The organism is Segatella intestinalis (assembly GCF_029348455.1).
Lineage (GTDB): Bacteria > Bacteroidota > Bacteroidia > Bacteroidales > Bacteroidaceae > Prevotella.
Window position 1 is genome coordinate 99,568 of record NZ_JARJVV010000006.1, and the last position, 21,880, is coordinate 121,447.

Consider the following 21,880-nt stretch of genomic DNA (forward strand, 5'->3'; position numbering starts at 1 on the left):
GTGTGTGTGTTTATTGTTGTTTATCCGTAGACAGAAGGTCGGTCACGTCGCCGTCGCTCTTGGCGATTTCCTTGAGCGAGGGGTCCATGGCGAAGGCTCGTTTTAGCTCCTCGTAGGCCTCGGTGGGGTCGTTGGTACGGTTCAGACAGATGGCACGGAGATAGTGGCTCACAGCCTCGTTGTCGGGCAGCTGACGGCTCATGCGCAGGGCTGCATCGTCGAGCTTCATGGCAAGGAGCATCACCACCTCGTTGCGCTTGCCGGTCTTGGCGATGGTGGCATAGTTTTTGGCATCGTAACGGCTGTTGAGAACGGCGTTGACGGCCAGTATGGTGTGGGTCGACTCGTTGTCGTTGACGAAATGGGCCACGGAGTCGGCAGAGGCATAAAGGCCCTCGTTGAGCAGGGTGATGAGCTGGTTGACGTTGACTTCCTGAGGGGCACCCGCTCCGGCGAAGGGGCGCAACAGGGAGGCGTCGTACTGACGATGGTTGATGAGCTGCACAGAGAGGTCGTTGGCTGCTGCCATGAACGAGGGGTACACCTCGAGTGCCTGGCGCATCATGGCGACGCGCTTCGCTGTGTCGGCCTCGGCACGGTAGAGCTTGAAGAACTCATACTTCGACAGCTGGCTGTAGTCCTGGGCGTAGAGCTGAGCAATCTCGTCGATGGTAAGGGTGCGGTAAACGTTGTAGTGCAGGGTGTAGTCCACACGGCGCAACTGGGGCAGACAGCGGGTGGCGATGATCTTGTGATAGAAAGGCAGGTGCTGGATGGCTCTGCCCTGAGCCTCGATATTGCCAGGATGAGCAGCCAGGATGGCCTCTACCCTGTCGGCCTCGCTGGCAAGGGTGTCCTTGCGGAGTATCTCGGCCACACGCGACCAGGGAGCCACCGTGGCGTCGGACGTGAAGGTCATTCCCTGGGTCATGTCGGCAGGAAGGGTGCGCTTCAGGAAGCCGAGGGCGTAGTCCATACGCATCTTGGCCAGACTCATGTTGCTAGAATAGCGTCCCTCAGGCGACGACTGACCTCGGAGCTCGAGCGAGCTGAGCGAGGCGCCCTTCGACTGGGAAATGGTCTCTATCTGCTGACGGAGCTTGTCGATCTCGGAGGCGTTCTGCGGGTCGTTGCTGTCGAAGACGGCCTTGCCCACGGGGAAACGGAGGTTCACCTTGCCCTGACTGTCGCGAAGCTGCACCTCCTTCTTGGGGAAGTAGGCTGAGTCGGTAAGTTCGTGGGCGGCAAAGCTGTAGTCGAGGAAGCGCAGGGGGTTGACGGTTCCACGGGCAATGATGGTGGTGTCGCGGTAGAGGATGCGGTTGTAGTTCTCGATGGCCATATAGACGTCGCAGGAGAAGTCGTCCTTCACGTGCTCCACGTAGATGGAGTCGTTGTAGCCTATGATGTCGTTGGGGCGGCCTTTCTCACGTGTCTGCTCGCTCTTCACGGTGATGTAGCGTGCCAGAGGGTCGCCGGCAAGCGAGTCGTTGAGGTCGAAGTTGTAGAGTCGGTCCTGCGTCTCGTTATACTCGCGTGCGTCGTACACCATCGGTTTCATGAGGGTCACCTGCTTGCGGGTGGCGTTGTTGAGCACGGGCTGAACCACGAGTCGGGTGTTGTGCGAGAACATCTCGCGGGGCACACGCACACGGGTCTTCACATGGAAATAGTTGCCTCTGACCTCGATGTCGGTTGGCTCGGGCAGAATCTTGTCGGTAATGCGCTTCTGCGAGATGGTCACCTCCTTGAGCGAGACACTCTCCTCTTCGAGCACCACGCGCAGTCGCGACTTGCCCTTCACGTCCACTTCCTTGGTCTTCATACCCACCATGGAGAAACGCAGACGGGCATTGGAACGCACGTTGACGGCAAAGGTTCCGTCGACATCGGTCATGGCAAGCACACGGCGTGTGGAGGCGTCGGAAACGTTGACACCGATACAGGGTGAGCCATCCGACTTGACAACTACCGTACCCAGCACTCGCATCACCTCCTGTGCGGAGACGTCCGACACGGTGAGCAAGAAGATGGCGACAAGAAAAGTAATGGAGCGAAGAGGCTTCATGAATAATAAGTTATGAGTAGTCATAAATTGCATTCTTATCTTATTTTTTGTATGTATATATAAGTATGTTCATGCATACGTTTTGCAAATACGTTTTTGTGAAATCTTATGCTGATAAAAAAGAGAACTATACACGTGAAAAGCCTTCGTATGTGTATGGCTTCCAGGGAATTGTGCTTTTTACTTGATCAGATACACGAAGGTTACACCAGCCTTGATGGGGATAGGTCGCCACCCTTTCACATTGGCCTCGCCGGGCTCATACTCGTCCTTGTCCCAACTCATCTCCTGTACGTGAGCCATTCCCACTCCAAGGGTCGTCTCAAGACTCCATCGTCGCGACAGCACGAAACTGTAACCGTAGGTAACGCCTCCACCATAGAGGTCGCCCTTATGGCAATTGCCCCCACGCACGTAGTTGTAGTGGCATCCTATGCCGGCAATTCCGACAAAATGACCTGTCTGAGGACGGGCGCTGAACCAGTAACGCACCTCTGGCGTGATCATGGCGCCACGGGTGTCGATGTTAAAGACCTTGATGCGGTTGTAAGCTGCCTCGAAATTGAAGGTGACGTGGCGATTGACCCTGAACTCTGCTCCGAGGTTGGGAGTAGAGGCCGCCCAGTAGAGGGCATTGGTCTTGACAGCCACTCGCTGGGCCTTCGTCTGCATGGGAGCCAGAAGGCTGGCTGAAAGGACAGCCAGCGTGCACCATGCTTTTGCTTTCTTTAAGTGATAAATAACCATATATATTTATAAATGTGATTCTTTTTTTAAGTTTTCTATAACTCCCCTACTTCTGCTTGTTGAGTCGCTTGATGACGGCGTAAGCATCGTAGAGTCCCAGCTCGCCAGCCTTGGAAAGATCCTGGATGGCGGCTTGCTTGTTGCCAGACTTCGAACGGGCAATGCCTCGGTTGTAGTAAGCCTCGGCAAGGTTGGAGTCAATGCGGATGGCAATGGAATAGTCGTCGATGGCCTTGGACAGCTCGTTGCGACCCGCATGCAGGTTGCCACGGTTGTAATACACATAGGCGTTGTTGCCGTTCTGACGGATGGCGTCGCTGAAGTCGGCCTCGGCAGAATGGAGATTGGTAATGCCCTTGCCCTCGGAGAGGTTGAACTCGTCGAGCTCGGTCTGACAGACGGCACGTTGCCAGTAGGCTATGGAGCTCTTGCCTCCACAACCCACGTACTCGGTAAAGTCGGCTATGGCCGCCTCGAAATCGCGCAACACGGAATGGGCCACGGCACGGAGCAACAGCAGGTGGGTTTTCTCGGCGTCGCTCTTTGCCACGCTGAGCTCGGCCGACAGGCGATCGATCATGGAGAAGAGCTCCATCGACTCAGCCTCGTTGAGCTGGTCCTTGCTGCACACGATGTAGAGCTTGTGCTTGGCTTTCTTGTCGAGGGTCATGTTGAAGGCGTCCACCTCCTTGTCGTAAGCCTGAATGGTGCTCAGACTCTTGTTGTTGGGGAAGTAAGACAGCTGATACATAGGCAGATAACCTGCCTCAACCACACGGTTCTGCACCTTTCCACGATACTCGCTCTTGTACTCATGCTCGTACTTGGGCGCATCTTCGACCACGAGCGAGGCGTACTTGTTGGGGTCTATCTCCGAACGCTTGCGCATGGCCTTCTTGGTCTTCGCGCTCCATCGGGGCTGAATGCCTAAGTGCTTGTTCATCTGAGCCTTGAAGATGCGGAACTCGTCGAGCTCGGCCTTGGCCGTCATTCCCAACCGACGGTAACAGCCTGCACGATACGACAGACCCGTCCAGAAGTTGGGGAACTGGTTGATGACCGTCGTGTAGTCGCGGATAGCCGCCTTCAGGTCGCCCACCTTATCGTGTAGCAAGGCTCGGTTGAAGATGGCCATGAAGTTCTTGGGCTCCATTTTGATGACGAAGTCGAAATCTTCGATGGCTCGGTTGTTGTCACCCAACTGCACGCGCATCAGTCCACGGTTGTAGTGGGCCAGGAAGTTGCTGGGGTCTATGTCGAGGGCGTTGTCGTAATCGCTCATCGCTCCTCGGAGGTTGTTGATGTTGATGCGTGCCAGGGCGCGGTTGATGTAACTGTTCACGTTGTTGGGCTTGAAGTGCAAAGACTTGGTAAGCGCCTCGTCGGCAGTCTTCCATTCCTTGCGCGCCAATGCCACATAGGCACGCGTAGTCCAGGCCTCGCCATCGTAAGGGTCGAGCACCAGACTCTTGTCGAGCCATTTCTCGGCGTTGAGCGTGTCCTTTTTCTGCAGATAGACCTCGGCTTTGAGCGAATAGGCCTTCGAGAACTTGTCCCATCGGGTGATGATGGAATCGAGCTGAGCAAGGGCGTCGTCATACTTGCCGTCCTCCATCTTGCAAAGGGCTCGGTTGAACCAATAGTTGCGGTTGCGGGGCTCTAAACGGATAGCTGCATCATAGTCGGAAATGGCCTCGTCGTAACGTCCCTGTCGGATGCGGGTAATCGCACGCAGGTCGTAAATATCATTAATGTAGGGATTGAGTTTCAAAGCCTCATTGGCGTCGCCCTCCGCCCCCACGAAATCGTCGAGGTTGAACTTCGCCACACTTCTGTAATACCAAGGCTCGTAGAGATAAGGTTTGGCGCCAATGGCAAGGTTGAAGTACTTGATGGAGAGTACATAGTCTTCATAATAAAGCGCACTTCGTCCGGCCGTAATGAGTCGGTCGACACGGTATTGTGCTGATGCCGTGCCAACAAAAAGCATAAAAACTAAACCAGTCAACAATCTCCTTATCATAAGAACGTCTGCCTATCTTGTATGTTTTGTACGATGAAAAATATGTACGATTAATGTAAGTTATTCAAGTTTCGCAAGTAAGTTAATTGAACTTTCAGGGCGTGTGGAGTGAGCTTGCGAAACTTGAATCTTAAGCTGCATTAATGTCTGATCTTTGTACGATAAGAGCAGCGGAACTTTCCCTTGAGGATGTTCTTCAGCTTGCCTGCAATCATGTTCTTGCGAAGAGGCGACAGGCGGTCGATAAACATGGTGCCCTCCAAGTGGTCGAACTCGTGCTGCATCACACGTGCCAGGTAACCTTCCACCCACTCGTCGTGCTCCTGCATCTCCTCGTCGAGATACTTCACATGGATGCGGGTAGGACGAGTCACCTTCTCAGAAATACCTGGGATGGAAAGACAACCCTCCTCTGAGGAAGCCTTCTCGCTCTCGTCGTCATACTCTAAGATATGTGCATTGATGAATGCCTTGCGGAAACCCTTGTACTCGGGGAATTCCTCGCTCAGCACGTCGAGGTCGATTACCACCACACGGATGGCTAAACCTATCTGAGGTGCTGCAAGACCTACACCATTGCTGGCATCGAGAGTCTCGAACATATTGGCAATAAGAGTCTTAAGCTCGGGATATTCTGGGGTGACATCTTCGGCAACCTTTCGTAAAACAGGCTGACCATAAATATAAATTGGTAAAATCATTTTCTTGACTGCAAATAATCTTGTAAAATAATGGTGGCGCTGATCTCGTCCACCAAACCTTTGTTCTCGCGCCTTGTCTTCTTCTTCACTCCGCCATCTATCATGGCACGATGGGCCAAGACCGACGTAAAGCGCTCGTCGTAATACTCTATGGGAATCTCAGGATGAGCCTTGCGCCAACGGTTGTAGAAATTCTCCACCCTTACCATGTTCTCGCTGGGCTGACCATTGGGCTGCATGGGCTTTCCTATCACGATGCGCTCCACCTGCTCACGCTGGATGTACGCCTCTATATACTCATAGAGCACAGAAGTCTCGACGGTACCCAACCCTCCAGCGATAATCTGAAGAGGGTCGGTTACCGCGAGCCCTGTGCGTTTTTTCCCGTAATCGATGGAAAGGATTCGCATTTATTTCTTGAAAAGCAACCAAGCATCTGGATACTTGCCAGCACGAAGCTCGTTGCGGCTCTTCACAGCGTTGGCCTTGTCGGCGAATGTGGTGGCAACAACACGGTACATATTGCGGTCACCCTGAACGATCTGAGCATCGTAACCTGCGCTCTTGAGGGTGTTGTACAAGCCCTCGGCATTGGCCTTGACACCGAAAGAGCCTACTACTACGCTGAAGTCCTGCAAACCAGAACCTGCAACCATAGAAACGCTCTCCTGGCGAACCACGGCATTATCTACGTCGGTAACTGTTGTCTGAGTGGCTGGAGCTGTCTCCAAAGGAGTTACGACAGGTTCGGTAGTGACAGGAGCCTGCTGTGCCTGCTGAGCCTCCTGAGCCTGCGCCTTCTCGAAAGCCTTGCGATAAGCGCTCTCCTTAGATGTTCCACAACTTGCGAGCGCCAAGGCTGCGCATAAGCCAACACTCATTATTGAAATTTTCTTCATGTGCTTTTGTTTATTTATGGTTTAACTTTTGAAATCATTTTTTTGTTCGGCGAAAATACAAAATATATCGCAAATAGGGAAAAAAGGGCGCATAAAGTTTGTTAAATCCATATAAAACAACATTTTTATGGAAAATTTAAGCCAAAAATACTTGTTTTGTCCCTAAAGTTTTGTATATTTGCAACATCAACTTTAGCAAGCGGAGAAATGAAAGAACAACAACTCCTCCACTTGACAAAGTGTAATTAATAACATGTTTAACATTTAATACATTAGAATTATGAAAGCATTAGGTTACATTGGCGCATTCCTCGGCGGTGCTCTTGCCGGCGGCGCTCTCGGTTTGATTTTTGCTCCTGAGAAAGGTGAAGATACTCGCAACAAGATTTCTGGCGCAATTGATGATTTCTGCAAGAAGCACGACATCAAGTTGAGCAAGAAAGATGTGGACGACCTGGTAGATGACATCAAGGATGCTGCTACTGAGGTTTAATTTCCCTGCCCTTTCATCTTTTAGCACATTTTCAACACAACCAGGATTGGTTGAACAATAAATTGAAGTTTCGCAAATGCGAAAGTTGAATTAATTCGAAAGTTAGTTTTATAATATGATGTTCTCTAACGATAAAAACGTTGAGACAATAGGACAACTCGTAGAAACTATCAAGCACTACATCGGGCTTCAGAAGGAATATTTGAAGCTCGATGTAGTTGACAAAGTTGTTCGCTTGCTCACAGCCTTCACCATCACTCTGGTGTTGCTCGGGCTCCTTACCATCGTCCTCATCTACCTGTCGTTTGCTGCGGCTTTCGCCCTGGGCAACTGGTTGGGAATGGTATGGGGATTTTGCATCGTGGCAGCTTTTTACATTCTCCTCTTGCTCTTATTCGTTGCCAACAGGCACCAATGGATCGAGAAACCTTTGGTCAGATTTCTTGCCAGCCTACTCCTGAAATAGCGCTTAGTTTAATGGTTAATTCTTAGTGTTTAATGTTTAATTGAGCTGGGTTCTGAACTTACTAATGTTTACTTGAACCAAGTTCAGTAAAATCATAACAAAAATGACAAAAAATAATCAAGAACAGGAATTAAGTTCGTTGGCAGAAATCATGTTGCGCAAGGAATTGGTGCAAAAGGATATTGATGCCGATGATGAAAAAATAAAAACTCTATGGAACTCGCTTTTCAAAAAGCCTGATGCCTTGTCGAAGTCGGCAAGCACAAGCAAACGAATAAGCAGTCTGATGTCCATGGGTGCTGGCGCACTCGATGGGGCTATCCTTGCATGGAAACTCTACCGCAAGTTCAAGAGAAAAAAGTAAACAAGACTAAGTTTGAAAAGTAAAAATAAAATTAAGTCGGAATAAGTCTAAAAGTAAAAATAATGGCAAAAAAAATGGGCCACCGCCGTGACCCCATGTTGTTAACCTTAAATCTAATACTATGAAAAACACATTGCAAATATAAAAATATAATATGTAATTTGCAAGTATCCATCCGTTTATTTAATTTCTTTTAACTATTTTCCTTGATTAAACGATCCAATTTTAACAACCCTTCAACGTCAAACTTTCAGAAGGTGGAGCGCTCTTTACCGAGCACCCCCTACCCTATAATGGTAAACTTGGCAAACTTGAGAAGAAGCTGCTTCGTCCCGGAATTGACAAACTGGACAGTGGCCTTGGCATTCTCGCCCGAGCCCTCCAGCTTAAGAACCGTTCCTACACCAAAACGCTGATGCTCTATCTTGGCTCCTTCTACCAGTCTGCCTGAACCTGCCGAAGAGGTAGAAGAACCAAAGGCTGAACCACCCGAAGAAGAGGAAGAACCCATTATACGACGTGCAGCTTCCAGTCCTCTTACCGACTTGAATCTACTGTCTAAACCGGAACCTGACCTACCCGATGTTCTGAAATCATCACGACTGGAACTTCTGAAATCATCACGACCAGAAGTCCGATAGCCACCCCTTCCGTTTGTTCTGAAATCATCCTCGCCGTCAGAATAATCCTTTCTGTCGGGCTTGAATTGCGAGGAGATGGAATGGTTGTCCCAGGGCATTCTTCCACCATAGCCGCCATTTCCATAACCGCCTCTTCCATAACCACTACTTCCGAAACCATTGTCGTCGTGAGGCATTTCAGAATCCTCCTGAATAAACGCAGAATCTATCTCCTTGATGAAACGGCTGGGATTGCCAAACTCCATCTTACCATAACGGAAACGGTTTTTCGCACTCGTGAGAACACAATGTTTCTCGGCTCGCGTAATGGCAACATAAAGCAGACGGCGCTCCTCCTCCAACTCACGGAGCGTGGAGACAATGGCACTTGGGAAGATGTTCTCCTCCAAACCTACCACAAAGACCGTAGGGAACTCAAGTCCCTTGGAGGCATGAACGGTCATGAGCGACACACGGGGCTCGTCGTCATCGCCCTTGCTGTCGAGATCGGTCAACAACGCAACGCCCTGCAGATAATCCGTAAGATAAGCCTCCTGCTCACGTCCCTCCTCGCGACATTCCTCCACAAAACTCTGCATTCCTCCCAACAGCTCTTCCAGGTTCTCCTGACGGGCCAAATCCTCAGGATCACGGCTTCCCGATTTATAAATATCGGCACTAATACCACTCTCCTTGACGATGGTGTCGCCCAGGTCGAAGGCATTCATGCTCGCCGACTTCTCCACAAAACCGCTGATCATCAACCGGAAACTCTCCAACTTGGCAAGCGTTCCCTTGTTGACTCCCAAACCATAATGCTCGGGCGAGGAAATAACCTGCCAGAAGCTCACATGATTGTCGAGCGCACAGGCAGCAATCTTTGCCACGGTCGTATTGCCAATTCCTCGTGAGGGATAGTTGATGATACGCTTGAAAGCCTCCTCGTCGTCGGGATTCGCCACGAGACGGAAGTAAGCAATGACATCCTTGATCTCCTTGCGCTGGAAGAAGCTGAGTCCACCATAGATGCGATAAGGAATGCCCTGTTTTCTGAACTCCTCCTCGAAGCTTCGGCTCTGGGCATTGGTACGGTAGAGGATGGCGAAATCGCTGTACTGGCAGTCGTCCTGACGCTTGATGCGCTTGATCTCGCGACACACGATCAGGGCCTCTTCCTTGTCGCTGTAGGCTGGTTTGTAGATCAGGCTCTCTCCCTTGTCGTTCTTGCTGTAAACATTCTTCGGAATCTGATTGCTGTTGTGCTTGATCAGGCTGTTTGCCGCCTCCACAATGCTCTGCGTGCTGCGATAGTTCTGCTCCAGCTTGAAGAGTCTGGCTTCCTTGAACCGGCTCTGAAAACTGAGAATATTGTCGATATTGGCGCCACGAAAACTATAGATGCTCTGCGAGTCGTCGCCCACGGCACAAACCCGCTCCTTCTCCTTGCACAACTGCATCACGATGCGCATCTGGGCGTGGTTGGTGTCCTGATACTCGTCAACCAAGAGGAAGTCGAACCTGTCGGCATATTTCTTCCTGATGTCCTCATGCTCCTGAAAGAGCTTGAAGGTAAGAGTCAGCAGATCGTCGAAATCCATGGCGTTGGCCTGTTGGCAACGCTGCACATAGGTAATGAAAATATCTCCCACACGTGGCATTTTGGCACGCTGGTCGGCTTGATACAATTCCTTGTCGCGGGCGTAGTTCTCCGCACTCATCAGGTTGTTCTTAGCCATAGAGATGCGGCTGTGGACGGAGGCAGGCTTGTAGACCTTCTCGTCGAGTCCCATCTCCTTGACGATGGTCTTGATGAGCGAGCGCGAGTCGCTCTCGTCGTAGATGGTAAAGTTGTTGGTGAAACCTATGTGCTGAGCCTCGGCTCTGAGAATGCGAGAGAAAATGCTGTGGAAAGTTCCCATATAGAGATGCTGCGCCAATTCCTGTCCCACGAGTTTGCCGATGCGTTCTTTCATCTCTCGTGCAGCCTTGTTGGTAAAGGTGAGCGCCATGATGCTCCAGGGTTTCACTCCCTGTTGCAAGAGGTAAGCGATCTTATAGGTAAGCACACGGGTCTTTCCCGAACCTGCACCGGCAATCACGAGCGAAGGTCCGTCAATATATTCCACAGCCTTGCGCTGCGATTCGTTCAGGTCGTTCAATAAATCCATTCTTTTAATGTTTACTACTCATTATTTATATCCTCCCACAGCAGTATTGGGGTCAAGGTCTTCTCCCTCCTTCGGAAAGGCGGGAATGAAGCGCATTTCGTGCTCTATCTGCCTCTGTCGCTTGCGCATGTAGCGGCTGGGATGCTCCGAGTTGAACTTGCGGGGATTGGGGAGAGTGGCGGCAATCAGGGCGCACTCACTACGGAAGAGGTCGTTCGCCTCCTTGTCGAAATGGTATTCAGCCACAGCGTCCACACCATAAATACCGTCGCCCATCTCGATGCTGTTGAGGTAAACCTCCATGATGCGCTGCTTGCTCCACATCATCTCTATGATGAAGGTGAAGTAAGCCTCGAATCCCTTTCGGGTCCACGAGCGACCGGGCCACAGGAAGACATTCTTTGCCGTCTGCTGACTGATGGTACTGGCTCCATGCACCTTTCCGCCACGGGCATTGTTGCGGGCTGCATTCTCTATGGCGTTGAAGTCGAAACCATGATGTTTCAGAAAACGGGAGTCCTCGCTTGCCATGACCGCCACGGGCATGTGGGGCGAAATCTTGTCCATCGAAACCCAATGATGATGCAGGGTAACACTCTCGCCCTCAGCCACTTGCTGAAAGCACCTTATCACCATCAGGGGCGTGATGTAGACCGGGATGAAACGATAGGCCACAACAGCAAGAATGGTGGTACTGAAAAACAGCACCACCACCCATTTCAATATTTTCTTTATTTTCTTTAGAATCATCGTAATGATTACTCATGTGGACCGGGGAGCACAAAGAATGCGTCCACGGCCCGTTGGATTCAGTTCATTAGTTCAAAGTACCGTTGTTGGCCTTGTCAACCATGGCCTGGCTTGCATAGAGGTAAACCTCCACACGGCGGTTGGCCTGCTGACCAGCCTTGGTGCTGTTGTCGCCTACAGGGTTGCTTGAGCCGTAACCAGCCACGTTCTTGAACTGGCTTGCCTTCACACCACAAGAGGTGAGATAATTGTAAACAGCCTTGGCACGGTTCTCACTCAGAGGCAGGTTGATTCCGTCGTTACCAGTTGAGTCAGTATAACCCTGGATGTCAACCTGGCAATCAGTATTGTTCTTCAATACCTGAGAGAACTTGGCAAGGTCGTTCTTGGCGTTGGCGTTGAGGTCGAACTTATTGATCTTGAAAAGGATTCCTGAATCAAAGGTCACCTTGACAGCAGCCAGTCCGTTGGCGTCGGTCACCTGCTCCACCTTGGCGTTCTCCACCTGCTTGGCCTGCTCAGCCACCTTGTCCATGTGTTTGCCAATCAGAGTTCCGGCTCCACCACCTACAGCAGCACCAATGGCAGCACCCACGAGGGCACCGGTTCCACGATGACTGTTGTTGAGCAGTCCACCAACGATAGCTCCCAGAGCCGCACCCGAACCAGCACCTATGGCTGCACCCGTGCCCGTCTTAGTCTGACAACTACCCAAAACCAGCAGCATAGAAAGGGCTGCTACCTGAAATTTCATCTTTTTCATACTCTTTTCTCCTATATATTTCGTTAATTTAAATGCAAAGATAACTCTTTTTTCTCCAACATGGAGTCTTTTCTAATATTTTTTTGTAATTTTGCATGCAAATTTAAGGCTATTTGCAAAAAGAGCCAAGGGAAAACTCCTACTATAGTGGGAGGGAATCCCTAAAACTCTTGTTTCTCGGGAGATTTTCTAAGGAGTTAAAGGAGTTAAGACAACAGCTTTTGTGGACTTGAAATTAAAACCTCATGGCATTTGTCTTAACTCCTCAGCGACCGAAGGGAGCGATAACTCTTTAACTCCCTTAACTCCTGAAAAAGATAACATTCGAAAATAAAATACATAAACTAAAAATAAATATGGCTAAAGAACTAAAGAATTTGACCAAGCGTGCTGAGAACTACAGCCAGTGGTATAACGACTTGGTAATGAAAGCCGACCTCGCTGAACTGTCTCCAGTACGCGGTTGTATGATCATCAAACCATACGGCTACGCCATCTGGGAGAAGATGCAGCAAGAGCTCGACAAGATGTTTAAGAAGACAGGTGTACAGAACGCATATTTCCCTATGCTCATCCCCAAGAGTTTCTTCTCGCGTGAGGCTGAGCACGTGGCAGGCTTCGCCAAGGAGTGCGCCGTGGTGACACACTATCGTCTCAAGGCTTCGGAAGACGGCAAGAGCGTTGACGTCGACCCAGCAGCCAAGCTCGACGAAGAGCTGATCATCCGTCCTACTTCCGAGACCATCATCTGGAACACCTACAAAAACTGGATCCATTCATGGCGCGACCTCCCTATCCTTTGCAACCAGTGGTGCAACGTGATGCGCTGGGAAATGCGTACCCGTCCTTTCCTCCGCACCTCAGAGTTCCTCTGGCAGGAAGGTCACACAGCCCACGCCACGAAGGAAGAGGCTGAGGCCAAGGCTCAGGAGATGCTGAAGGTCTACGCCGACTTCGCCGAGAACTACATGGGCGTCCCTGTTCTCCAGGGTGTGAAGAGCGAGACCGAGCGCTTCGCCGGTGCCCTCAACACTTACACCATCGAGGCAATGATGCAGGACGGCAAGGCCCTTCAGAGCGGTACTTCCCACTTCCTGGGTCAGAACTTCGCCAAGAGTTTCGACGTCACCTATCTTAATAAGGAGAACAAGCCCGAGTACGTATGGGCTACTTCATGGGGCGTCTCTACCCGTCTGATGGGTGCGCTCATCATGGTCCACAGCGACGACAACGGTCTCGTACTGCCTCCAAAGCTGGCTCCTGTACAGGTGGTCATCATTCCTATCAACAAGGGCGATGAGCAGTTGCAGCAGATCACAGCCAAGCTGCAGCCCGTCATCGACCAGCTGCGCGAGTTGGGCATCAGCGTGAAGTACGACGACTCCGACAACAAGCGTCCTGGCTTCAAGTTTGCCGACTACGAGCTCAAGGGTGTTCCTGTACGCCTCGTCATGGGTGGCCGCGACCTGGAGAACAACACCATCGAGATCATGCGTCGTGACACCTTGGAGAAAGAGTCTGTCAGCTTCGACGGTATCGTGGAGCGCGTGAAGGAAATGCTCGACGACATTCAGCACAACATCTTCGAGAAAGCACGCAGCTATCGCGACGCTCATGTCTACGAGTGCGACAACTACGAGGAGTTCAAGGAGCGTGTCAAGGACGGCGGCTTCTTCCTCTGCCATTGGGACGGTACTGCCGAGACCGAGGCTAAGATCAAGGAGGAGACTCAGGCCACTATCCGTTGCGTGCCTTTCGCCTACGAGCAGACTCCTGGTGTCGACATGGTAAGCGGCAAGCCTGCCGTGGCTCGTGTCATCATCGCTCGTAGCTACTAAACATAGTAGATTCGTAAAACGTTTTTTTAACCATACAGAAGTTAAAGAAGCTCTGCAATGCTTCTTTAACTTCTTTCATTTTTGTCAAGCTTATGAATATTGTTATCATGGATGGCTACGCCTCAAATCCAGGCGACCTCAACTGGGATGCACTCAAGCAACTGGGTGATGTGACTGTCTACCCCCGCACATCCGATGCCGAAAAGGTGGAACGTGCCAAAGACGCCGACATCATCCTCATCAACAAAGTACAGATGGATGCAGAGACCATCGCACAGTTGCCCCGACTCAAATACATCGGCGTACAGGCCACAGGCTTCAACGTGGTCGACATCCAGGCAGCCAAAGAACGCGGCATTGTCGTAACCAACATTCCTGCCTACAGCACCGACAGCGTGGCGCAGATGACCTTCGCCCTCATCCTCGCCATTACCAACCGTGTGGAACATTACACGCAGGAAAACCGCAACGACCGTTGGACCTACAACAAAGACTTCTGCTACTGGGACACTCCCCTCATGGAACTGGCAGGCAAGAAGATGGGCATCATGGGATTGGGCAACATTGGTATAAAGGTGGCCACCATCGCACGCGACATGGGAATGAACGTATGCGCCTGCACCAGCAAGAACGCCACCGACCTACCCGAATGGATTACCAAGGTAAGCCGTGACGGACTGCTGGCTACTTCCGACATTCTCTCGCTCCACTGCCCTCTCAACGACGACACTTATCATCTCATCAACGATGAGAGCATCAAGAAGATGAAGCCATCTGCCATCCTCATCAATACCGGCCGCGGTCCGCTGGTCGACGAGGAGGCTGTGGCAAAGGCGCTTCACGAGGGAAGGCTTGCCGCCTATGGTGCCGACGTGATGAGTCAGGAGCCACCCCGTCAGGACAATCCCCTGTTCCGTGAGCCCAACGCCTTCATCACTCCCCACATCGCATGGGCAACGCTCGAAGCCCGCACCCGTCTCAACAAGCAAGTGGCTGCCAACGTCAAGGCATTCATCGAAGGACACCCCATCAACGTGGTGAACAAATAAGACTCAGGAGGAATAGGCTTCAACTGCTTACGAAGCCGCTTTCATTGCTCTATGAAATAGGCTTCATTGACTATCGAAGCCGCTTTCATTTAGAGCCTTTACTATTCAAAGTTTTCAATAGGGTGCTGAGTAGTTATGGGAGTTAAGTTCAATATAAACAAAAAAAGTGGAACTGTCCTCACGGATAGCTCCACTTTTTTGTTTATACTGAGTCAGAAATGGAGTAGTCAGGGTATTCTAAAAGACAAATATTCTGTATGCTAAACAAAATATTTTGAATCTACAAAATCCTTATACAGCTTTAGTTCTATCCTTCAAAATCGCAACCATATTGTCGCTCGCCCATCCTATCAGATCATTCATGATAGGAATCAGAGATTCTGCTCGAGAGGTAAGTGAATACTCCACTCTTGGGGGAACCTCGGCATACACTTTTCTGTTTACATAGCCATCCGTCTCCAGGGCCTTCAAGGTGCTGGTGAGCATCTTTTGCGAAATATCGGGGATGAGCTTGCGGAGGGCGTTGAAGCGAAGCGGCTCCTCCTTGTGGACATTCAGCGTGTAAATAACGAGCAATGACCATTTGTCACTAATGCGAGCCAGTACATTGCGAATCGGACAATCCTGGAAGACCATTTCCTTTATCATTCTTGACATAATCTCTATTCTTACCTAATAATATACTTTTTCTTTTCAGTCGCAGTAACTACCTTATTATCTGCAATAGGCTACAAAAGTAACCAATATTCCAATAGTAACCAAATATCCAAAGTTAATCTGAGTTAACGCCTGATTTTTCTTCCTCCCATTCCATCGCAATAGTTACCTCCGGGTAACTATCCCACCCCAAAGTGCCTTCTTGCGGGAACGTTTTTTTTGTAGTACCTTTGCACCGCAATCCAAAAGTATGAACATTTAAATAATTGAACAAGATGAAAGAAACAAAGACTATTGCAAAGGCTGCCAACTTTACAGCCGTTGATTTTGGTAAAATGAGTGATATCAAGGATTACACCTTGCAGTTGGGTCCTGAGATTAAGATTCCCGGAAAGATATTCGGAGGTCAGAGCGTGAACGCTACTGGTGGCGAGTTCTCATTCCAAAGTTTTGCTCCTGGCACAGAGACTGGCTTCCTTCATACTCACAAGAACCACGAGGAACTGTATTTCTTCCTGAGTGGCAAGGGCGAGTTCCAGGTTGATGGCGAGGTATTCCCCATTCAGGAGGGAAGCGTGGTAAGAGTGGCTCCTGCCGGCAAGCGCTCTGTTCGCAACAATGACACAGAGCCGCTGCTGATGCTCTGCGTGCAGTATCGTGGCGAAACCTTTACTGCCGATGATACGATTGCTGCTGATGGCGTTATCCTGGACGAAAAGGTTGAGTGGTAATGAAGCGTCACGACAGATAACGCAATCTGTTAGTTCTTGAAAATCAATCGGTTAGGGAATCTCCCCGATGCTTTTAGGGAAAATCATACGATGGTTTATGGTTTTCCCCTTGCTTTTTTCTGCTATTCTATCTATCTTTGCACTACGTTAGAAGAAAGGCTGCACTCGACAATTTGAAAGCAAGTTTTCATTGTGCTCATTTGCACTTTCTTTGCATCATCAAAAAGTTGATAGCGGCTACAAGTAGCTTCTTCAATTAAAATAAATACAGTAATAACCCTTTAAAAAGAAGATAGTTATGAAACGAATCATGATGACAATCGTAGCGGCATGGATGATGATAACATCTATGAATGCTCAGAGACTGACGAACATTCAGGCAGAAGCTCGTTTTATCACAGACAAAATGGTGGTGGAACTGGGATTGAGCAAAGCCCAGCGCAACAATCTCCTGAACATCAACTTCACCTATCTGGACGGCATCCGAAGCTATCGCGACATCGATGCCTACGGCTGGCATTATCGCAACAAGCAGCTCAAGCGCATGATGACCGCCAGACAATGGAAGAGATTCAAGGACTCTTACTATTTCTATCGCCCTATCGGCTGGGAGAACCATGTGTATGTTCACCATATTTACACCAAGTATCCAAAGCATAACTGGGGACACGACAAGCGCCGCCATTGCCCTGAGTGCAACTACGGAAGACCGGGATGGCCAGGCGGAACCCATGAAACTTACGGACCAGGAAAGCCAGGCAAGCATCACAAGCATCACAAGCACGACAAGAAGAAGTGGAAGCACGACAAGAAGAAATGGAAGCACGACAGAGATTGGGATGATGATGATGACGATAATGACGATGATGATGATTGAGATAATGATTGAGATTTAGACAAACATTCGATGATAAAACAGAAGAAATCCAAGCTGGAGATGATTCTCCGGCTTGGATTTCTCGTTAAATAAAAACTAACTATGCCGACTAACTAATAACTAATCATTAATTACTGACAAAACGTCTTCCACAATCTGCTCATCGAGCAGGCGATTATCCGAAAGCAACTTCTTCACATCGTATCTGTCGTAGAGTCCCTTCCTGATGCCGCCCACCATCACCTTCATTTCTGAAGTGCCATAGTAAGAGGCGATGCGCTCTCCGAAGCCGCCATCCTTCGATCCATCCTCTAAGGTTACCACCAACTGATGGTTTGCCTTCAGGCTATCCAGCGTCTCGGCATCCACCTCATTTAGATAACGAGGATTGATGAGCGTTGCATCGATACCCTTATCAGCCAACAGGCGGACTACATTCTCGCCCTTCTGATAGAACGAACCGGCGGCGATGACTGCCACCTTCTCGCCCTGGTGCATCACCTTGTACTTTGCCTCGTAACCATACTCAGCATCAACGGTTTCAGAAGTATGAACCACGCCATTACTTGGCACGCGGATGGCGATAGGCTTCTTGTCCTGCAGAATGCTCCAGCGAAGCATGGCGAAATACTCCTCGCAGGTGGTTGGAGCCAGATAGATGAGCCCCGGAATGCTGCAGAGCATCGGAATATCGAAAAGGCAGATGTGGGTGATGTCGTTCATCGAGTTCACTCCGCCTCCTACCACGTTGATTACGGCAGGATTGGAATTGATGCAGAGGTCTTGCGCTATCTGGTCGTAGGTACGCTGGATAAAGGTGCTGTAAACGGTCCAAACCGGATGCAATCCGCCCTTCGCCATTCCCGAAATCATGGCTACTGCCTGCTCTTCGGCGATTCCCATATCGATGTGTTGCTTGCCAGCCAGTTGGCGCTTATCGGCAGTAAATCCGCCTGCGGCAGGAGTACCGGCGGTTACGGCGATGAGGGTCTTATCCTGCTTCATCTCGCCCAGCATCCAGTCAGAGAATAATGTACCGTAATCCTCTGTTGGAGCAACCTCCGGAAGAGTTCCATCGGCATTTCTTCTTGGTCGGCTGCCATCTTCCAGGTTGAAAGGCATTCCCCAATGCCAAGCCTCCTTGTTGGCTACGGCTGGCGCAAAACCATGCCCTTTCTCTGTATGAATGTGAACCACGGTAGGCTTATCCGTACCCTTCACGCTCTCGAAAACCTGGATGAGTTTTTCGATGTCGTTACCCTCTTCCAGGTACTTGTATTCAAAGCCCCACGCCTTGAACCAGTTGTGCTCGCAGGTGCCGTTACTCTGGCGCAAGGCACGCAGGTTCTTATAGATTCCGCCATGATTTTCGGCGATAGACATTTCGTTGTCGTTCACCACGATGATGATGCCCGTGCCGAGTTCCGAAGCCTCATCCAGTCCCTCAAAAGCCTCGCCGCCCGAAAGGGATCCGTCGCCGATAATGGCGATGATGTTCTCATCGGTTCCCTTGACGTCGCGCGCCTTCTGCAAACCGGTGGCAAGACTCACGGAAGTGGAAGTATGCCCCACCTCGAAATTGTCATACTCCGGACATTCGGCAGGAGAAGAATAGCCCGAAATGGCATTCATGTCATCCACATCGCCGAGGAATCCCGCAGCTCGTCCGGTGAGCACCTTATGCGGATAGCATTGGTGGCTTACGTCAAACACGAGCTTATCCTTTGGCGCATTAAAAACGTAGTGAAGCGCCACGGTAGCCTCCACGAATCCCAGGTTCGGCCCCACATGACCGCCATGCTTGCTCACACGGTTCAGCACAGCTTGTCTGGTTTCATCAGCCACCACCTGCAACTCCTTCAAATCCAGCTTCTTCAAGTCGGCTGGCGACTTTATTTTCTCAATATACATATTTTTTATACTTATTTTTTGTACTTATAGTTATGATTATATGATGATCATCATTTCCGAGTGCAAAGATACGAAGATTCCCGAAAACACGCATTACCCAAACTACAGAAAAAATGAATGATTTTCCCTATTATGAGGACAGGCTAGCAGAAATCAGAACCGTCATACAGGAATTTTATGCCCCAATCAAGGCAAATGATGAATACATCAGATTCGCCTTCATCACGGGTATCACCAAGTTCTCGCCCCACACCATCTTCGTCTTCGAGATAAAAATCAACAAGCCTGCCAAGGAAGTCCTCGCCCAGATAGACGAAAAAGGCTACATGGTTTCTTTCGAGGCTGACAACAGAAGACTCGTAAAGATAGGTATCAGTTTCAGTACCGAAACCAGAACGATTGAAGATTGGGAATACAGGGTTCTGGATAAAGTTCCTACACCCCAAACACCTAAAAAGCATATACATTAGAAGAAAAAAGAAAAGAACATGGAAACGCCTATCTCCCATGGGAAAAAGTAGCAGATGATATTCTGATAAACTTTTATAATGAAGGAAAAACTATAAAAGAAATAGCAGAAATCATGGAGCGTTCGAAAGGAGCGATTCAATCAAGACTAAAAAAATTAGGAATTATATATTAACAAGAAGACTCTGAATCAGCATTTCTTATTGCTAATTCAGAGTCTTCTTTTTCCTTTTTTCATCATTTGTTTATTCCTTCACTTCCATGATTTCCGGATGCTCCATCCGCACCTGTTTCTTGAGCTTCTTCACCACTTCGGAATAGCTGTGGCGAATCAATCCCAGGATGAAATCATCTTCCAGCGAACCATAGAGATTCACCTGGTTCCAATACTTCTTGTTCCAATGCCAGGCACCTTCTATCTCGGAATGCTCCTCCCGGAGTTCGACGGCGTAATCGGCATTACACTTCATCGTAACCCATTCCGGACGCTCCAAATCTACACAAGCAAAAATCTTATCGAAGATGCGAAACGCCAAGGTCCGCTCATCAAATGGGAAAGCCTCTGTTGCGAGGGGGAGTGAGAGGCAATACTCTCGAATTGATTCTATGTTCATACTACTTTTCTGATTTTTAACTGAAGTTTCGAATGTACGGAAGTTATAGAAGTAAAAAAAGTTATTACTCCATTCGGTCGTTAGAAGTTATTGCCAACAGCCTTTTTGGCTGTATACTGAGCCATAAAGCATTTGTCTTGACTCCTTTAAATTCTTAACTTCTTTAAATTCTTTAACTTCCCCATTTGCGAAAGAGTTTTTAATATTTATCAACATGCTGCCGCAAAGATAAACATTTTAGACAAGACTACTGCATACTGCACACAAAAAACAGCATGCGGCTCGCTAAAATTCCGTCATATTAAAATCACTCTCTTATCTTATCAGGCTGAGAAGAGGAAGATAATGCTGTGGTAGAGCTGGGCACCAATGACATAGATGAGCAGCAAACCGCCCATCTTGCCAACGCCCGAGACAAGAGCCTCGTAGACGGAGGCGACGCCCTTCATCCGGTCGCTCATCACACCGAAACTGACACTCATCACCATCAGGGAAAAACAACAGTAAGGCACGATACTGGCAGAGAAACTGCTGGGCAAGAGGCCCCCCATCACATTGAGCAGGATGGCGTGAGGAACCAGCACAAGCGCCAATATCAACAGCAAAAAGAAAATGCCCTCGAAGAGAGCCAAACGCATGGCGATGCGCTGGCGGTACTCGGAGGATCGGTAATGCAGAATGCCGCTGTGCTGCAGGGCTCCAAGCATGAAAGAGAAAAGCAGAAGCCACACCAGCAAGGGCGACTCCACATTGCCCACAAAGCGACCGAAAAACCAACGGATACCCTCGGCGCTAAGCAGGGAGCGCGGAAAACTCTCAGGCATCGCAGCTGTAAGAAGCCACGACGTCAGAATAAGCACCACCTGCCCCACTCCGAGCAGCAGCGCCACCCATGCCATCAACTTATTAATCCTCATCTGCCTTCAGATTGTCTACGTCCAGAATGTGAAGTTCCAAAGCCCTCACCACTAATCGGGTGGCATTAATGCCAATACCCTTGTTGCCGTCAGGGAAGAGTTTCTGAACCAACTCGTTCTGACGCTTCTCTAAGCTCTTCACGCCGAAAGGCATTCCGCGCAGACCCGTAATCTGCTCCTTGGTGTAGCCCAGCGCCAAATGGCGCAGGAAACGCTCGTCGTACTCGTCAATCTCGTAGTTGACCAAAGCCTCCTGGCGCATTAGCTGGCTGTTGACACTTCGCTTAAAGCGGTCTACTATCTTCTGAAGGATAGGCTGGTTGAACACCATTTTCTTGCCGCTCATGCAACTCGCCACATCGCCACGCGTCAGCAGCTCGCCACTCTTCAGGATAATACCGTCGCAACCTGCATCGAGCACATCGACCCACAGCTTCTCGTTCAGAATCTCGCCTGTGAAAATAAGCACCTTCAGGGCAGGATAAGTCTCCTTGGTCTGACGGCAGATCTCCACACCAATGGTGGTGGAACCGCCCAGTCCAAGATCGAGCAGCACAAGGTCGGGCACCTGCTGCTTGATGAGGCGCCAGTAACTGGTTTCGCTTTCAGCCGTTCCTATAATCTCAGCTTCAGGGATTTCGTTTTTGAAGATTCCCTCTGTGCCTTTCAGCTCCAAGGGTACATCTTCGACAATGATTACTTTAAATGGTTCCATATTATTATTGTTTTACTTTTTTATCTTTTTTGAGAAGTTTT

22 protein-coding genes are annotated in these 21,880 nt (G+C 49.7%); 8 read left to right on the forward strand and 14 right to left on the reverse strand.

Annotated features, from left to right (window positions below):
• Positions 1 to 10: 10 nt before the first annotated feature.
• The 6 genes from P3T48_RS05505 to P3T48_RS05530 all read right to left on the reverse strand — a co-directional run bounded on the left by P3T48_RS05505 (position 11) and on the right by P3T48_RS05530 (position 6,438).
• Positions 11 to 2,092, reverse strand: a complete 2,082-nt coding sequence (locus P3T48_RS05505; protein WP_276505937.1) for a carboxypeptidase-like regulatory domain-containing protein — start codon at positions 2,090 to 2,092, stop codon at positions 11 to 13.
• A gap of 156 nt (positions 2,093 to 2,248) precedes the next feature.
• Complete coding sequence (locus P3T48_RS05510) at positions 2,249 to 2,815, reverse strand: DUF3575 domain-containing protein (RefSeq protein WP_276505938.1); 567 nt, start codon at positions 2,813 to 2,815, stop codon at positions 2,249 to 2,251.
• A 46-nt stretch (positions 2,816 to 2,861) separates the two neighbouring features.
• Positions 2,862 to 4,838 (reverse strand): tetratricopeptide repeat protein, encoded by a 1,977-nt coding sequence (locus P3T48_RS05515; RefSeq protein WP_276505939.1) that lies wholly within the window; start codon positions 4,836 to 4,838, stop codon positions 2,862 to 2,864.
• Positions 4,839 to 4,978: 140 nt separating this feature from the next.
• Positions 4,979 to 5,539: a peptide deformylase gene (def, locus tag P3T48_RS05520; protein ID WP_022252266.1), complete on the reverse strand. Its 561-nt coding sequence runs from the start codon at positions 5,537 to 5,539 to the stop codon at positions 4,979 to 4,981.
• Positions 5,536 to 5,949, reverse strand: coding sequence for a Holliday junction resolvase RuvX (gene ruvX / locus P3T48_RS05525; RefSeq protein ID WP_022252265.1), 414 nt, complete (start codon positions 5,947 to 5,949; stop codon positions 5,536 to 5,538). The genes def and ruvX overlap by 4 nt, the downstream gene beginning before the upstream one ends.
• Entirely contained in the window at positions 5,950 to 6,438 is a 489-nt protein-coding gene (locus P3T48_RS05530) for an SPOR domain-containing protein (RefSeq protein WP_276505940.1), read from the reverse strand. It lies immediately after the preceding gene.
• 280 nt (positions 6,439 to 6,718) lie between these two features.
• Here P3T48_RS05530 and P3T48_RS05535 point away from each other — a divergent pair, with 280 nt between their 5' ends.
• The 3 genes from P3T48_RS05535 (at position 6,719) to P3T48_RS05545 (ending at position 7,761) form a co-directional block, all read left to right on the forward strand.
• Entirely contained in the window at positions 6,719 to 6,931 is a 213-nt protein-coding gene (locus tag P3T48_RS05535) for a YtxH domain-containing protein (RefSeq protein WP_158464067.1), read from the forward strand.
• A gap of 118 nt (positions 6,932 to 7,049) precedes the next feature.
• Positions 7,050 to 7,397, forward strand: a complete 348-nt coding sequence (locus P3T48_RS05540; RefSeq protein ID WP_276505996.1) for a phage holin family protein — start codon at positions 7,050 to 7,052, stop codon at positions 7,395 to 7,397.
• A gap of 103 nt (positions 7,398 to 7,500) precedes the next feature.
• Positions 7,501 to 7,761, forward strand: a complete 261-nt coding sequence (locus P3T48_RS05545; RefSeq protein WP_022252260.1) for a hypothetical protein — start codon at positions 7,501 to 7,503, stop codon at positions 7,759 to 7,761.
• Positions 7,762 to 8,044: 283 nt separating this feature from the next.
• Here P3T48_RS05545 and P3T48_RS05550 read toward each other — a convergent pair whose 3' ends face one another.
• From P3T48_RS05550 to P3T48_RS05560, 3 genes are all read right to left on the reverse strand, one after another.
• Positions 8,045 to 10,549, reverse strand: a complete 2,505-nt coding sequence (locus tag P3T48_RS05550; protein ID WP_276505941.1) for an ATP-dependent helicase — start codon at positions 10,547 to 10,549, stop codon at positions 8,045 to 8,047.
• 21 nt (positions 10,550 to 10,570) lie between these two features.
• Positions 10,571 to 11,299, reverse strand: a complete 729-nt coding sequence (gene mtgA, locus P3T48_RS05555; protein WP_276505942.1) for a monofunctional biosynthetic peptidoglycan transglycosylase — start codon at positions 11,297 to 11,299, stop codon at positions 10,571 to 10,573.
• Between the two features lie 67 nt (positions 11,300 to 11,366).
• A complete protein-coding gene (locus P3T48_RS05560) occupies positions 11,367 to 12,062 on the reverse strand; it encodes a YiaD family glycine zipper/OmpA-like lipoprotein (protein WP_276505943.1) in 696 nt (231 codons plus the stop codon).
• Positions 12,063 to 12,418: 356 nt separating this feature from the next.
• Here P3T48_RS05560 and proS point away from each other — a divergent pair, with 356 nt between their 5' ends.
• Positions 12,419 to 13,900: a proline--tRNA ligase gene (proS, locus tag P3T48_RS05565; protein ID WP_158464071.1), complete on the forward strand. Its 1,482-nt coding sequence runs from the start codon at positions 12,419 to 12,421 to the stop codon at positions 13,898 to 13,900.
• Between the two features lie 92 nt (positions 13,901 to 13,992).
• Positions 13,993 to 14,949: a D-2-hydroxyacid dehydrogenase gene (locus P3T48_RS05570; protein WP_276505944.1), complete on the forward strand. Its 957-nt coding sequence runs from the start codon at positions 13,993 to 13,995 to the stop codon at positions 14,947 to 14,949.
• Positions 14,950 to 15,240: 291 nt separating this feature from the next.
• Here P3T48_RS05570 and P3T48_RS05575 read toward each other — a convergent pair whose 3' ends face one another.
• The gene (locus P3T48_RS05575) at positions 15,241 to 15,606 is read right to left on the reverse strand and encodes a winged helix-turn-helix transcriptional regulator (protein ID WP_276505945.1); all 366 of its coding nucleotides are present in this window, start codon (positions 15,604 to 15,606) and stop codon (positions 15,241 to 15,243) included.
• Positions 15,607 to 15,881: 275 nt separating this feature from the next.
• Here P3T48_RS05575 and P3T48_RS05580 point away from each other — a divergent pair, with 275 nt between their 5' ends.
• Positions 15,882 to 16,337, forward strand: coding sequence for a cupin domain-containing protein (locus tag P3T48_RS05580; RefSeq protein WP_276505946.1), 456 nt, complete (start codon positions 15,882 to 15,884; stop codon positions 16,335 to 16,337).
• Between the two features lie 298 nt (positions 16,338 to 16,635).
• A complete protein-coding gene (locus P3T48_RS05585) occupies positions 16,636 to 17,214 on the forward strand; it encodes a hypothetical protein (RefSeq protein WP_276505947.1) in 579 nt (192 codons plus the stop codon).
• A gap of 120 nt (positions 17,215 to 17,334) precedes the next feature.
• On the opposite strand, the gene P3T48_RS05590 is transcribed toward P3T48_RS05585, so the two are convergent.
• Entirely contained in the window at positions 17,335 to 19,125 is a 1,791-nt protein-coding gene (locus P3T48_RS05590; RefSeq protein WP_276505948.1) for a 1-deoxy-D-xylulose-5-phosphate synthase, read from the reverse strand.
• 113 nt (positions 19,126 to 19,238) lie between these two features.
• Here P3T48_RS05590 and P3T48_RS05595 point away from each other — a divergent pair, with 113 nt between their 5' ends.
• A complete protein-coding gene (locus tag P3T48_RS05595) occupies positions 19,239 to 19,595 on the forward strand; it encodes a PD-(D/E)XK nuclease domain-containing protein (protein ID WP_276505949.1) in 357 nt (118 codons plus the stop codon).
• 243 nt (positions 19,596 to 19,838) lie between these two features.
• Here P3T48_RS05595 and P3T48_RS05600 read toward each other — a convergent pair whose 3' ends face one another.
• From P3T48_RS05600 to P3T48_RS05610, 3 genes are all read right to left on the reverse strand, one after another.
• Complete coding sequence (locus P3T48_RS05600) at positions 19,839 to 20,207, reverse strand: MmcQ/YjbR family DNA-binding protein (RefSeq protein WP_217757940.1); 369 nt, start codon at positions 20,205 to 20,207, stop codon at positions 19,839 to 19,841.
• 323 nt (positions 20,208 to 20,530) lie between these two features.
• Positions 20,531 to 21,124, reverse strand: a complete 594-nt coding sequence (locus P3T48_RS05605) for an AbgT family transporter (protein WP_276505950.1) — start codon at positions 21,122 to 21,124, stop codon at positions 20,531 to 20,533.
• Positions 21,114 to 21,839, reverse strand: a complete 726-nt coding sequence (locus P3T48_RS05610) for a DUF5932 domain-containing protein (protein ID WP_158462802.1) — start codon at positions 21,837 to 21,839, stop codon at positions 21,114 to 21,116. The genes P3T48_RS05605 and P3T48_RS05610 overlap by 11 nt, the downstream gene beginning before the upstream one ends.
• Between the last annotated feature and the right edge of the window lie 41 nt (positions 21,840 to 21,880).

Excerpts from the sequence above, each read along its gene's own strand:
- P3T48_RS05600 (WP_217757940.1), bottom strand. The coding sequence starts at position 20,207 with ATGAACATAGAATCAATTCGAGAGTATTGCCTCTCACTCCCCCTCGCA.
- P3T48_RS05505 (WP_276505937.1), bottom strand. The coding sequence starts at position 2,092 with ATGACTACTCATAACTTATTATTCATGAAGCCTCTTCGCTCCATTACT.
- P3T48_RS05595 (WP_276505949.1), top strand. The coding sequence starts at position 19,239 with ATGAATGATTTTCCCTATTATGAGGACAGGCTAGCAGAAATCAGAACC.
- P3T48_RS05585 (WP_276505947.1), top strand. The coding sequence starts at position 16,636 with ATGAAACGAATCATGATGACAATCGTAGCGGCATGGATGATGATAACA.
- P3T48_RS05510 (WP_276505938.1), bottom strand. The coding sequence starts at position 2,815 with ATGGTTATTTATCACTTAAAGAAAGCAAAAGCATGGTGCACGCTGGCT.
- mtgA (WP_276505942.1), bottom strand. The coding sequence starts at position 11,299 with ATGATTCTAAAGAAAATAAAGAAAATATTGAAATGGGTGGTGGTGCTG.
- P3T48_RS05560 (WP_276505943.1), bottom strand. The coding sequence starts at position 12,062 with ATGAAAAAGATGAAATTTCAGGTAGCAGCCCTTTCTATGCTGCTGGTT.
- P3T48_RS05605 (WP_276505950.1), bottom strand. The coding sequence starts at position 21,124 with ATGAGGATTAATAAGTTGATGGCATGGGTGGCGCTGCTGCTCGGAGTG.
- P3T48_RS05610 (WP_158462802.1), bottom strand. The coding sequence starts at position 21,839 with ATGGAACCATTTAAAGTAATCATTGTCGAAGATGTACCCTTGGAGCTG.
- P3T48_RS05535 (WP_158464067.1), top strand. The coding sequence starts at position 6,719 with ATGAAAGCATTAGGTTACATTGGCGCATTCCTCGGCGGTGCTCTTGCC.
- P3T48_RS05590 (WP_276505948.1), bottom strand. The coding sequence starts at position 19,125 with ATGTATATTGAGAAAATAAAGTCGCCAGCCGACTTGAAGAAGCTGGAT.
- P3T48_RS05575 (WP_276505945.1), bottom strand. The coding sequence starts at position 15,606 with ATGTCAAGAATGATAAAGGAAATGGTCTTCCAGGATTGTCCGATTCGC.
- ruvX (WP_022252265.1), bottom strand. The coding sequence starts at position 5,949 with ATGCGAATCCTTTCCATCGATTACGGGAAAAAACGCACAGGGCTCGCG.
- P3T48_RS05540 (WP_276505996.1), top strand. The coding sequence starts at position 7,050 with ATGTTCTCTAACGATAAAAACGTTGAGACAATAGGACAACTCGTAGAA.
- def (WP_022252266.1), bottom strand. The coding sequence starts at position 5,539 with ATGATTTTACCAATTTATATTTATGGTCAGCCTGTTTTACGAAAGGTT.
- P3T48_RS05550 (WP_276505941.1), bottom strand. The coding sequence starts at position 10,549 with ATGGATTTATTGAACGACCTGAACGAATCGCAGCGCAAGGCTGTGGAA.
- P3T48_RS05515 (WP_276505939.1), bottom strand. The coding sequence starts at position 4,838 with ATGATAAGGAGATTGTTGACTGGTTTAGTTTTTATGCTTTTTGTTGGC.
- P3T48_RS05570 (WP_276505944.1), top strand. The coding sequence starts at position 13,993 with ATGAATATTGTTATCATGGATGGCTACGCCTCAAATCCAGGCGACCTC.
- P3T48_RS05545 (WP_022252260.1), top strand. The coding sequence starts at position 7,501 with ATGACAAAAAATAATCAAGAACAGGAATTAAGTTCGTTGGCAGAAATC.
- P3T48_RS05580 (WP_276505946.1), top strand. The coding sequence starts at position 15,882 with ATGAAAGAAACAAAGACTATTGCAAAGGCTGCCAACTTTACAGCCGTT.
- P3T48_RS05530 (WP_276505940.1), bottom strand. The coding sequence starts at position 6,438 with ATGAAGAAAATTTCAATAATGAGTGTTGGCTTATGCGCAGCCTTGGCG.
- proS (WP_158464071.1), top strand. The coding sequence starts at position 12,419 with ATGGCTAAAGAACTAAAGAATTTGACCAAGCGTGCTGAGAACTACAGC.